Source organism: Pseudoalteromonas simplex, assembly GCF_015278155.1.
In the GTDB taxonomy this organism is placed as follows: Bacteria; Pseudomonadota; Gammaproteobacteria; order Enterobacterales; family Alteromonadaceae; genus Pseudoalteromonas; species Pseudoalteromonas simplex.
The window spans coordinates 404779-417754 of record NZ_JADILN010000001.1 but is presented as its reverse complement, the minus strand read 5'-3'; the positions used below and the strand labels follow the sequence as shown (position 1 = coordinate 417754).

General features: G+C 36.5%; 8 protein-coding genes. 3 read left to right on the top strand and 5 right to left on the bottom strand.

All coding sequences use genetic code 11. From position 1 onward, the window contains the following. Positions 1-72 precede the first annotated feature (72 nt). Positions 73-2472: a hypothetical protein gene (locus IRQ78_RS01840; protein ID WP_194441419.1), complete on the top strand. Its 2400-nt coding sequence runs from the start codon at positions 73-75 to the stop codon at positions 2470-2472. Between the two features lie 238 nt (positions 2473-2710). Here the strand turns inward: IRQ78_RS01840 and IRQ78_RS01835 are convergent, their stop codons facing one another. The 3 genes from IRQ78_RS01835 to IRQ78_RS01825 all read right to left on the bottom strand — a co-directional run bounded on the left by IRQ78_RS01835 (position 2711) and on the right by IRQ78_RS01825 (position 4761). Then, positions 2711-3406: a hypothetical protein gene (locus IRQ78_RS01835; protein WP_138618960.1), complete on the bottom strand. Its 696-nt coding sequence runs from the start codon at positions 3404-3406 to the stop codon at positions 2711-2713. An 855-nt stretch (positions 3407-4261) separates the two neighbouring features. Beyond that, positions 4262-4543: a putative quinol monooxygenase gene (locus tag IRQ78_RS01830; protein WP_194441188.1), complete on the bottom strand. Its 282-nt coding sequence runs from the start codon at positions 4541-4543 to the stop codon at positions 4262-4264. Continuing rightward, positions 4540-4761: a DUF2798 domain-containing protein gene (locus IRQ78_RS01825; protein WP_054563225.1), complete on the bottom strand. Its 222-nt coding sequence runs from the start codon at positions 4759-4761 to the stop codon at positions 4540-4542. The genes IRQ78_RS01830 and IRQ78_RS01825 overlap by 4 nt, the downstream gene beginning before the upstream one ends. An 81-nt stretch (positions 4762-4842) precedes the next feature. Here IRQ78_RS01825 and IRQ78_RS01820 point away from each other — a divergent pair, with 81 nt between their 5' ends. Continuing rightward, a complete protein-coding gene (locus tag IRQ78_RS01820; protein WP_194441187.1) occupies positions 4843-5697 on the top strand; it encodes a LysR family transcriptional regulator in 855 nt (284 codons plus the stop codon). 164 nt (positions 5698-5861) lie between these two features. Here IRQ78_RS01820 and IRQ78_RS01815 read toward each other — a convergent pair whose 3' ends face one another. Then, on the bottom strand, positions 5862-6587 hold the full coding sequence (locus IRQ78_RS01815) for a hypothetical protein (protein WP_194441186.1): 726 nt from the start codon (positions 6585-6587) through the stop codon (positions 5862-5864). A gap of 232 nt (positions 6588-6819) precedes the next feature. Between IRQ78_RS01815 and IRQ78_RS01810 the strand changes: the two genes are divergently transcribed. Then, a complete protein-coding gene (locus IRQ78_RS01810; protein ID WP_194441184.1) occupies positions 6820-7845 on the top strand; it encodes a nuclease-related domain-containing protein in 1026 nt (341 codons plus the stop codon). 230 nt (positions 7846-8075) lie between these two features. Here IRQ78_RS01810 and IRQ78_RS01805 read toward each other — a convergent pair whose 3' ends face one another. After that, entirely contained in the window at positions 8076-12974 is a 4899-nt protein-coding gene (locus IRQ78_RS01805; protein WP_194441183.1) for a hypothetical protein, read from the bottom strand. Positions 12975-12976: the final 2 nt, after the last annotated feature.

Sequence of the window (12976 nt, the reverse complement as noted above, 5' to 3'; positions counted from 1 at the left end):
TAAATTGCCCTACTGGGCTTAGAATTAACTCATTGTTTGGGTAACCAGATAAACCTTACTGGTCAGGAAACTATGCCAATTATAAAAACAACTTTATTACTATTACTTGCAAGTCTGAGCTTTACATCAAAAGCACAGTACAACGAAGCTATGTGTATTTTGTTAAAGCAACAAATGCATGAGTATCGTAACAACACTAGCAACAAAAATTATCGTTCAGCTGCCAGAAATTACGAAAAAAATTGCCAAAATCCTACCCCACTCAATAATGGTTCAAACCTTAAAGTTCAGCAACAGCCAACACAACCCGTTGAACCAGTAATTCAGGGTAAAAGCACCCGCTCAACTCAACATTCAGGAGCAATACTAGGTACGCCTGAAGAACCAACACAGCCTACAGTTGAGCAAGCATCAGAGATTATTGAGCCGCAACAGCCTGCAGAACAATTACAAATAGAGCCAGAACCACTAGAAACGCAAAATACACAGCTAACACCATCAGTTCAGCAAACAGAAGAGCCCGCTGACGTTGATCGCATTATAATCTCTGATACTCCGACAGAAACTGTGGCCGAGCCTGTAACCTCTCCTGTGATGGAACAACAGCTTGATAACCCAGCGCCTGACAGTTCGCAAAACAGTGAAACTACAGATGTAAGAAAAGCTGTCGAGGCAGAACCTGTTGAGCCAGCATTTACACCGGAGCCTGCTGCTCCTTATGAAAGTGAAAATAGTTCTTCAAGCTCATTATTAATGCCAAGTTTAATTGTCTTGCTAGTACTACTTGTTGCAGGCTTAGTGATTGTTCGTATTCGTCAAAATAAAAATACTGATGCAGACTCAGAGCTTGAACAAAGCTTAATGCAAGCTAAAGCTCTAAAAGCAGCGGCCCAAGCGCAAGCTTCAGCAGAAAAAGAAGCCGAAGAACTTCAAGCAGCAACGGCTGCCGTACTAAATGAAAACTCAGAGCAGTCACAGCAAGACTCTGATTCATTTCCTGACTTCACAAACGAATTAACCGAGAAAAATGATAACGACGCTCTCTCTGAACTAATGCACTTTAGTGCACAGCATGATAGTGAAAAGCCACAAACCCCATCTACACAAACAGCTGATGATTTTGCTGACGCCAAGCAATTTAATGACCTTGAACTTGGTTACGACGATAAAGACGTAAACGACTCTGATGATGACTTCTTAGATGAGCAACGAGGCCTAGAGCAAGAGCTAAAATTATCGAGCCTTGCTTCATCTTACAGCATCAATGAAGAAACAGCTCCAAAAGCAGAGGGATCTAAACAAGATGAACCTGAACTAGAAGAACCGAGAGATTCCGCTTCGTCATCATTCGGCTTTGATGAGTACACAACTAAAGAACCAATTGCCGAGGACGAGCCAGTTTTAACTGAGATAGAAGCGCTAGAAAAACCTGAAATTGATGAACTTGAGAAACCAGAGTTTGACGAGCCAAGCTTTACGAGTTCGTCATCATTCGGTTTTGATGAGTATTCAACAAAAGAACCTATTGCTGACGATGAACCAGTGTTAGCCGAGATAGAAGAACTCGAAAAGCCGGAAATCGATGAACTTGAGAAACCAGAGTTTGACGAGCCTAGCTTTACGAGTTCTTCATCGTTTGGTTTTGATGAGTATTCAACAAAAGAACCTATTGCTGACGATGAACCAGTGTTAGCCGAGATAGAAGAACTCGAAAAGCCGGAAATCGATGAGCTTGAGAAGCCAGAAATTGATGAGCCTAGCTTTACGAGTTCGTCATCATTTGGTTTTGATGAGTATTCAACAAAAGAGCCTATTGCTGACGATGAACCTGTTTTAGCTGAAATCGAAGCGCTAGAAAAACCTGAAATTGATGAACTTGAGAAACCAGAGTTTGACGAGCCAAGCTTTACGAGTTCGTCATCATTTGGTTTTGATGAGTATTCAACAAAAGAGCCTATTGCCGACGACGAGCCGTCTAAAGATGACGTGCCTGAATATGACTTATCGTCATTGATGGGTGATGATTTATCGTTTGCTGATCATTTTGCTGAAGATAAACAAACAGTCACGGCTCCAAGCACAACAGACGATCACGACGACATCAGCGATGATGATTTAGCAAAAGCCTTACAAGCGCTTGAACAAGAGCTACAGGACGAACCTGCGTCATTTAGCCCTGAAGAACCAACAAAACCTGCTGAAGATACGGTTGATTTGTCTGTCGAACTGAGTAACGACGATATGCTAGAAGAGATGGCTAGTGACTCTGATGAAGCTGATAAAGAAACAAATTTAGAGACCGAGCAACAAGATGATAAGCCGTATAATCCATTTGCAAACTTATCACTTGATCCTACGTGGGATCCAAATTCTGACGAAAAGCCTGTGATAAAAAGTAAAACCAAACAGCCAAAATCACAAGCTCTTATTGATGCAGAAGAACGCGCTAAAAAGCTTAAAACAGATGAGTGATTAAGTAACGAGAAACAAGTCTGTAGCAGATTTTACATCGCGTCCTAGCGCCTAAAGCCCAGTGCCTATTGTTTCCCCCCGTAGGACTGGCTTTAGCCGGGAATGGTTTGAGTAAATAACGAGAAGTGAGTTTCGAGAGACGAGCCTGGAGCAGCGATTTCATATCGCGTCCTAGCGCCTAAAGCCCAGTGCTTATGCTTGCATGGCGCGCGAAATAAATTTCACGCCTACTAAATACTCACTTCACCACAGGACGTGGGCGCATCAACCAATGAAATATAAAAATCAGCCCAAAAAACACTGATACCGCTAAAACACATAATACAATTATATTGGTCGGTAAGAAGGAATCTGTTGTGTTGCTGTAGCGCTTTAATTGCTGTTGCGCACTCAGTTTTGCTCGTTCTGTTTTACTTGGCAGCACAAACTCATGAAACGAATCTGTCAGCTTAGCTTCAGAACGCGCGATTTGTGTATTCTTTTGCTGCCAGAGCGTATCAAATTTCTGAAATTGAAACTGTTTATTGTCAATACACCAATCTAGATATTTAAGCTCAAGTGGCTGATTAAAGCAGCGTGTTGGCATCACGTAAAAACGTTGCCACGCAGCTTGTTTTTCTAAATAAGCTTTTTGAGACAACGGTTTAGCTAGTTGGTTTTCAAGTAAACTAATATCAGGATTAAAAAGCGCAGCTTTACGGTCAGCTATTTGTTCATTGGTAAAACATGTTTCAGCAAATCGAGCTGATAAGTTCTGAATTTGCTGTTTATAAATTTCTATTTTATCAAGTACATGAGACTTTCTTAACGCAGATTGCAATTCAGCGCGCTCAGTTTGAATACTTTTGCACTCATTAGAAAGGATTGGCTCTTTCGCCCGTGTAGATACAGCTACTAGCAATAGCACTGTAAGCATTAAAGTCCGTTTAAACATGAATTTACGTCACTGTAAAATTTAGAGGTACAGACTAACAGCTTCAAATAAAACTGCAACAAATCTGCGCTAAATTCACCTGAAAGACTGATAAATTGCTAGTTCGATTTATGTTCTCACAAAGTGAAAGAGCAATAACAAATCTGAATATTAATTCTTACCAAAGTAAAACTGTTTATCATCCAATGCAAATTGCTCAAATAACCACACTTTAAACAGCTGCATAACCAATACATAGGCAAAGAACAAACAGTCTCAGCCAAACTGTTTGCAAAACGCCCAATGGCCGCGTGTTTAACCCGCGAAAAAGCTAAACAAATTCTGCATATGCTGTAACCATTTCAACCTTGTAAACTAGGCTACGAATAGCAGTACTTCCCCAGTAGCCTAGTTTTTTCCTATCAAAGTGAAACGTGTTCCGTGCGTTTAAATGAAGAAACGAACCCTTTGCTAGATCTTTTTTCGAACCACAGAGAACATAGAGAGCACAGAGGAAGACAAGGAGCTCTCTATAGCAAAGCGTCTCTTATCCTCTTTGTGCATTAAGTTTCTCTGTGTAGCGCAAAGCGCCTCGGTAAGCTCTGTGGTTCAATTATCTTTATTCACAATGAGAAGTGAATGAGAAGACAATGAGATACTAATTAAGCCAAATAATTAAGTACCTTTAAAGCACAGCGCCTCATAATCTCTTTGTGCATTAAGTTTCTCTGTGTAGTGCGAAGCGCCTCTGTGCCCTCTGTGGTTCAAATATATTTATTCACAAAGAAAACTGAACGAGAAGACAATGAGATACAACCAATTAGCTATTTTCCTCTAAAGCGCAGCGCCTCTTAATCCTCTTTGTGCAAATAAAATCTAAAGCTCCTCCACTTTCTCTACCTCAACCGGCTCTGCCAAGGCATTTTCATAAAACGCGAACACAGCTTTGGTATAAGGCTGAGCATAATGCTCATCAAGGGCGGCTTGCGATTCAAACTGCTCAACTAAAAACAAACAACGCTGCTCTTTGCTCGCAAACAACTCAAAACGATTACAACCAGGCTCTGCACGACTGGCTGCTAATATGCCCTGTAAACGCCCTTTACAGTCGTCAAATAATGCTGCCTTTGGGGTAATTTTTGCCACGATATTAATCATACTGACTCCTTACTATATAACTTTAAAACCAATGCCCTAATTGGCGGGGCAACCGTAAAAGCCACCACAAACGCAGCAGGCCATGCATTAGCAAACGCCTTCATCCAACTTAGAAAAAATGTATCGCTCAGCCCTAAGTTGACATAAGTGACCCATGCCGAAAGTAAAAACGACATTAAAAACGAAAATGCCGCAGTAAAAGTAAAATGAATTTTCATATGTCCTCCTTGGCGTTACTATATTTGCACAGGCCAAGTGGCAACAGTCACGAAAATGCAAACTAAGATTGAGGGAGTCGTATGCTGGATGATCTGCATTTATTTATTGAAATAGCGCGCCGTAAAAGCATGAGCCAAACAGCAAAAGATTTAGGACTGAATCTATCAACCCTATCAAGGCGCATTCAGGCATTAGAAGAAAAACTCGCCGAGCCATTACTGCAACGCACAGCCCGAGGCATTGTGTTAACCGCCAAAGGCGAATCTCTTTATAACGAATTAGGCGAGCAGGTGCTTGCTCTTAACAGCCAGCTTGAGCAACTAAATGACTCACCCGCCGCAAAAGAGTTTTACCTTTTGTGCCCACAAAACATCATTGCGGGCCCACTGATGGGGGCCGTTAATCAGTTTGCGATGGCAAACCCTGCGCTAAACCTCCACATTTACCCAAGTAATGCCAACAGCCAACTAAGCCAAAAACGTTTTGACTTAGCTATTCGCATCGGCGAACAACAAGACTCAAGCTATTTTCAAAAGCGCCTAGGCATGATCGCTATAAAGCTGATTAAAAAGAAAGATGCCCCAACATCAAGGCTGATACTGCCCTATTCAGAATCACAACTCCCCAGCGGTTTGCTTAACAAATTAAAAACCGAGTATGAACATACAAGCTTTTGTTTTGACATTACAATCGCCAGAAAAATGGTTGAAGCAGGCTATGGCATTGGCTTACTGCCGATGAGCGAAATTTGCTGTATAGACGAAACCAGCAACTTTAGTTATATCGACTCCCCCCACAACATTCCCGCAAGGCCAATTTACGCCCTCTGGCCACATTCACGCACGCCATCAACAAATGCCCAGTTGTTGATAGAACAACTCCAAACCAGTATTGCAAACTCACCGAGTTTACAAGGAGAGGTGTTGAAACTGTAGTTGCGAGGCATCGTAGGTCGGGCTTTAGCCCGTCAAATAACTCAATAATAAGGTTTATAAATAAACTTGTAGCAGCGATTTCATATCGCGTTTCAAAACCCTACCACCCTGTCGTCACATATTAAGACCTACATCGTAGGTCGGGCTTTAGCCCGTCAAATAACTCAATCTTTAAACCAACGATAAAGACCAAACACAAACAACATGGCCGCAATGCCAGCCAAGGCTAATTGCCAAATTTTAAGGTCATTCAACTTTGTCACTTGCGGACCAACACTCTCATTTAAAGGAATTGAAGCTTGTTTAACGGGTGCTTCGATTATCGGGCTTTTTATTGCAACTTGGCTTGTGGTTTTATTTGCATTAATTTCTGTAATAGTTGGCTTTACTGTAATAACAATATCTTTATGGCTTGCTTTTGAATTACCGCTCCAAGCAGATTCAAATAGCGCCTTTTGCTCAGCTTTATTTTCGCTACACCATACAAAATCAGCTTGCTGAATTTTCTTCGCTCTACAACGTTTTGGTAATTGATAAAATTGCCCCCAAGCTTGGCGCTTTTTATCGTCATTATATGAATTTGAATACACCGTAGAGTTATGTACTTTGGTGTTTAAAAGTGCGGTAGGGTTCGAGCGATACGTATAATTACCGCCATTACCAGAACTTCTTTTTGGGTGTTTACAGTGTCTCGCCAGCAGCGTAAAAAGCTCATCTAAACGTTGATTCCACCGTTCACCTTGCTTAGCCGTGTAGCTACGATTCATTCTTTTACGAATGCCCTCGCGCTCAGCCTCAATGTTATCGCAGCGACTTTTTGAATATTGCTCTTCAGCAACCGTGTTGAAACACGCTAGCAAAGTAGCGAGTAATAAAATCCATTTATTCATAACATTACATCTGTGTAATTTGGTAAGCCACATTGTACCAAAATTAGGGCTAGGAAAAAGTGACCTTTTAACGATTTATTTAAGTTATGTCGCGTTGGCGACGGCAACCAAAGAAAAGTAACCGCCAATCTCTGAGATGCATTTAATTATCTAAAATCCATCATTAAGTTTAATATTTTAATTTTGCATTTCGATGGTACCCTATACGCATACATGGCAGAATGGATTTCTCATGATTTTAAAAGATAAAGCACCTTCAACCTCACTATCAATCAAGATTAAAGCTGGGGACAAGCAAGAGCTAGATGTCGCATTTTATTTGCGCCGAGCATTCAAAGATCACCCACAAGTATTCGTATTTAATGATGTTAAATTTAAGCACAATAACGAATCAGCGCAGATAGACCACTTAATTGTTTATACATATGGGTTTATTTTAATCGAATCAAAAAGCATAACAGGCGAAGTTGCCATAAATGGGCATCAAGAATGGAGCCGTAGTTATCGAGGAAAATGGCAAGGAATGCCATCACCAATAAAACAAGTTGAACTCCAACAAGCCTTATTAAAAAGTTTAGTGACGAGTAATGCAGAGCAGTTACTTCCCAAAATGTTCGGTAAACTACAGCAGAACTTCGGGGGACGAGAATGGCATAGTATCTGCGCAATTTCGAGTAATGCCATAATCAATCGAGATAGCATGCCAAAGTCACTTGAAGATCGATTAATTAAATCTGAATTTTTAGCTGATAAGCTTTTAGAAATAATGAAGTTGCCTGCATCCCCCCCTAACCCACTGCACTTTTTTTCAACTAACATACGCCCATGGTTTAGTGAGGAAAGCCTATCTAAGATTTGTCAGTTTCTTTTAGCTCAGAATATTAAATCAACCGAGCAACCAGTAAACGAGGAGTCACCAGTAACCCTTAATGAACCCGAATCAATTTACAAAAGTGAAGTTAAAGAAGAAGTTTTATTAAGTGCTGAGGAACCTAGCGTCATAAGCTTAAAGTGTAAAAATTGTAGTAATGAACACACTCTTGAAGCTCGTTCAGGACGATATGGGTACTATGTCAATTGCTCAAACTGTAATACGAATACTCCGATGAAAGCACCGTGTATTAAATGTAAGGATCAGAATACGAAAGTTAGTAAGCGTAAAGATACTTACTCAATGATTTGTAATGGTTGTGGTAATAAAGCGCTAATAAAATTTGATAGTAATGTCGCGTTGGCGACGGCAACCAAAGAGAAGTAAACGCCGACTTCTCTTTGGAATCTCTCGGCGCCCCGAGGTTCACACTGTTCCCTCAATTTGAATTTATTAAATGAACGTAAACAGCGTAGATAGGCCATCCGTGGCCAAGCTACGCTTTTTACAGCATCCATGCTGTTAATTACTCATAATTAATTTAATTTCGGGTGGGAACACGGGGAAAATCAGCATTACTCTTCAAAGCTAAATATCTCAATGTAAAAAACTAAAAACTATATTATCATAGCGGACTTATAAACAACCTTTTCACCTTTAGATTCTTTAACAAGTTTCTTTGTAATACCATTCATTCTATTATATACATTAGAAGCATCATCAGGACTTAAAATATTAATTCCACTCACTTTGCTTCCTATGCCATTTATAGATGTACCTAGCTTAACACCACCAACTCCCTTACCATTTAGCCACCATCGATCATGTAAAAGGGGCTCTCTTGTAGACTTTGTACCAGCAAAGAAAATCTCTATTCTAGGGTTGCTGTCAGGGCAAATATTCTGAGACCAAAAATATTCTAGATATTCATCTAAATCCGTAAAACCACCAGTCTCCTGCATCTCCTTATTAAACTTCTCATAAACAGCAAGGCTCGTAACCACTTTAACATCAGTTGAATAATCTCTATCAATACATTCATTAATAAAGCTTAAATCTTCAAGGGAGAAGTATGGTTCTGAAATAAATATTTCCTCAACTTTACTTTTATTAAACCACCTTTTTATAAAATCACTAGCTTTTGAAACTTGCTCGCTACCTAAATCTAGAACTAATGAATCTTCTGTATCAACATTAACATCTGTAAATGTAGTTTTAATTTTATAAACTTCACAAAACAAAGTAGAGTTAGAAATAAAAGAATCAAAAATAGGTTGTATGTGAGAGATTAATAGGTTCTTTTTTTTGAAATTGTCCGCATATGCTTGTACAAAAAAGCTTAATACAACATGCAAATTATTTGAGTCAAGGCATTGTATATTTTTTAAAAAACCTAATAGCTGACTAGATTTTCTTTTTACTGCTTTATTTGCATTTATTTTAGCCAATTGATCATGACAAAATTTTGAGAAATCATCTTGCTGAAATGCCTCAAGCTTAGAAGAGCCAAAATCTGAAAAACTATCGTTTAGTTTTTCGATTTTTTTCTTTTGCTCTACGTTGTCAGCAATTAACTTCCTCCGATGTGGATCTAAATCCGTTAATGAAGTTAAGGTACTAGAAAGTTTTGAGTCTACTTCAAAAAATGAATCTATTAATTCTTTCCTCTTCCTTTCAAACTCAAAAGTATTTTCATCTGTTGTTAACAAAAGAGCATCTCTAAGAGATTTCTTTACTAAAGCTCTGTCAATTTCTTTACATGACGAGTAAATAGTTTCAATTAAGTCTATTTTTTCAATTGAAACTTCAACCTTATTAACTTTTTGAATTAATTCAATTAAAAGTTCCTTTCTCTTTGTTGTTTTCAAGTTTGTAGCCAACTCTAAAACACAACTTTCTGTGTAAACAGAATCAGCTAGATTTGATATTTTTCTAGCTCTCTCAATTAGCCCAAACCATGAATCCATACTTTTTTCATTCTTAAAATTTAGCTTCAAAGCTTCAAGGCAAATCTTGTACCCTTCATGTGCAACTCCCCCATCCATTGGCATCATATTAATTAATGCATCATAAAAACTAGGGATCTCCAACTTTTGAGTCTGCGTAAAGCTATCATTTTTACATGACATTTTTAAACTAAGTGTAAGCCTTTTAACATTACTATAAACCAGCCAATCAAAAGTAATAAAACTAGCCAAGTTAAAAACATCTTTCACTTCTATAAAAGACATTTTATAACTATGCTTATCTGTATAGTAAAAAGGTTCGAATACCATTACTTTCTCAAAAATATTGGATATTGTATTGCTAACCATTTCATTCTTTAGATTTTCATCAGAAACTAAGCCAAGATATTTATTAAACATTTCCTTATCATAATTAAAGACAACAGGAGATAAAGAATAAAAAACTAATGAGTACTCCTTACCTTCGTTTCCACAGTAAGAATCTAAGAGAGGACATATATATTTTTCAATTAAAACTCTCGCTTGGTTGTTATAATTATTATTCTGAATTGAAGATATAAGCCTTGCATACAATCTTGACTTTTCAATATTACCACTCAGCATATCAATTCTTTTGATAATTGAGCTTACATTATCTTCTTTATAGTCAAATTTAAGAATTGAGTTATTACATCGGATTGCCAAGTCAACACAACGACTATAAGCGGACTTGATCTCGGAAACATCAATTGTTGAATCATCTCTAATTTCAGAAATACAATTTCTAAAATAATTAGCAAGTCCGGCTTCTTTCTTGATTAATATATTAGCTAAAGAAAATCCTGCATTAACTTTATTCCAATCGGCATCTATTGCACTAAAAGACTCCTTTAGTTCGTTTATTAGATTATCTTTAACTTCTTCTGTTGAACCATCAACATAAGAATAAGATGTAATTAAATACGCAATAAAATGTGACTTATCGTTATTATTGATAATCTTATTTTTCAATTTTCTGACTTTATCAAAACTAGATTTCTTTATAATTTCTTTCGTTGATAGCTTACTAGCTAAAACTCTTGCAGCTCTGGTAAACTCAAAATCACTTTTTATTCTTTTTATATATTTTGAGCATTCATCAATATCAAACTGATCATTTGACAAAATATAACTAACCACTGTGTTACATATTGCTCTATCACGCCTTTCTTGCGTATTAATTTTATTACACCAAACCATTGAGGATGACAAATTTATTAAAGCCTCTTCAACTATAACATCTTTTAGTAAAGTATAGTGCTGGGCAGTAACCTTCAACAAATCATTAAATACAGAATTTTTATGTTCTTGTAGAACTCCCCAATAGTTATTAAATTCAAGCTTATGCCAAGAAGCTTGTATAGACATTATCGAACGCATTGATACTAACAAATCATTTATATTATTTTTTACATAGTTAAAAATGTCTCTATGTCTATCTGTGCAATTTTTATATTTTGACTCATATTCGGCCAGATTTAATAGAACATCAACGTAATCTACAGTTGGCCCTATTTTTTCCAGCCTTGGTAATTGATTTATTATTTTCCTGTAGTTTGACTCAGCTACTTCTTGATTTATTACATTCGTCAAAGATGAAGATAGATCACGATAAACTGTGCAATTTGAAGAAAAATCAGGAGTTTCTGTAATTAAATCTAGACTATAGCTAACTAATTCTTGAGCTCCTTCAAAATCAGGAAATAACTTCAAAGACTCAGCTATCAATCCAATTTTATCTCCGTTCTGTATCCCTAAAGACTTAATATTATTAAATAGTTTACTAAGGCTATCCCCTGCTTTTAAATCCTTAATTTTTCTCATCGAATCTTTAAATTTATCATCAACATTAAAGCTATCTAAATCTAAAGAATCTAACTCATCAGAATTTTTTAATACAGCCTCAAAATATAATCTTGCATATGCATAATCCGACTTGTTTCCACCACTTTTATTGGAGCCATCAATTTTAGATATAATGTTAAAAGATAACTCAGGAAAAATTGGGAATATAGCTACAGATATGTCCATTGCTGTTTCTATTTCTAGATGTTCGATATCGATCCCTGAATATAAATACTGTATTTGAGAAACAATATCTTCATCAGTAACCAAGTCTGAAGATTTTTGACCTGTTGCTATCATTGCCAGTATTTGAATTTTATCTTCAATAATATTAATGCTATTAGCTATTCTAATTGCAGAACTAAAATCTCCTTCTTTTAGGTAGCACTCAATTTCACTTTTTAATACGGAAATTTCCGAAACCCCTTTGAAAAGAGAGGATAAATGAGAAAATTTAATTTTATCAACATAAAAAGCTTCATCAACGGATGCATCAACACCTATTTTCAATATTTGCTGCAAAGAGTTTAAACTATTCTTATCTCTATATATATCAACAATGCTTTCACTACTAAGCTCTTTTATAACCCCTTCGTAATCTTCAACATCCCTCTTATAATTTAGAATAGACAAAATATTTTCAGAGTTTGTCTTTTTTGTAGAAATAAAATCTTTTATAAGCCCATCTAATTTAGCTCTATTTTTTGCCAGCTCAATTTTTAGGTAATCTGCCATCGCAGAACTTACTATTTCTAACAGCGTTCCATTAACCCTTATTATTGACATTGAGTTTAAAACATCTAAAAAAACATTTTTTTCAACGCCAAAAACCTCACAAATCTCAGTTATTGAAACCTTTATAGGACAGAAAACAACAAATGAAATAACCAACTCATTTTTATCTATCAACTCTTTATTAAACTTAAATTCACCCTCAATAAATGAGTCATTATGCTCGCCGTACTTATCCAATATATCGCTAACAGTATAACCTTTATCAACTAACCTTTTTATCGACATCAGCTTTTCTGGAACAGGAGGGTAAGCTCTTAAAATATCATCAACATCACATTTATCAACATCTTTGAAAAACAAATAACATTCATCATCATTCATTAGAGGAACGGAAAAGTAATCTATTGAATAATCTGCCTTTAAAAATTTATCATAAAGTTCTTGATTATTTGATGATATTAGAAATTTAAAATAACGTATATGAAATGGTAAAAAATCAATTATAGAATCAAAAATAAAATCACTTTCAATATCATCAAGACCATCAATGATAAATACAACTTCTTTTCTATTAGAGTCGCAGTATTTAGATAGGAAATTACAATAACTACTATAAGTATTTACAGATGAAAATGATTTTTGCTCGATGCCATGTCCATTTACTATCCATGAAATTTGTTCAACAATATCCTGTTTAATAAGCTCGGGATCACAAGAAAGGCTATTAAGAGGGTTTAAAAATAGCGTAACAACATCTTGCTCAAGGGATTCTGTTATTTGTGAAAGAAAAACTGTCTTGCCAATCCCTTCTTCCCCTGTTATGAAAATACATTTATTTAATTTGTTAACTTTATAAAGGCAATCTTTAAGCGCGTATTCTCTTTGGATATTAAAAATTGGTTTTTCTTTATAGAAGTTACTATGCTGATAAGGTAAGTCTAGCTTTGTCATAA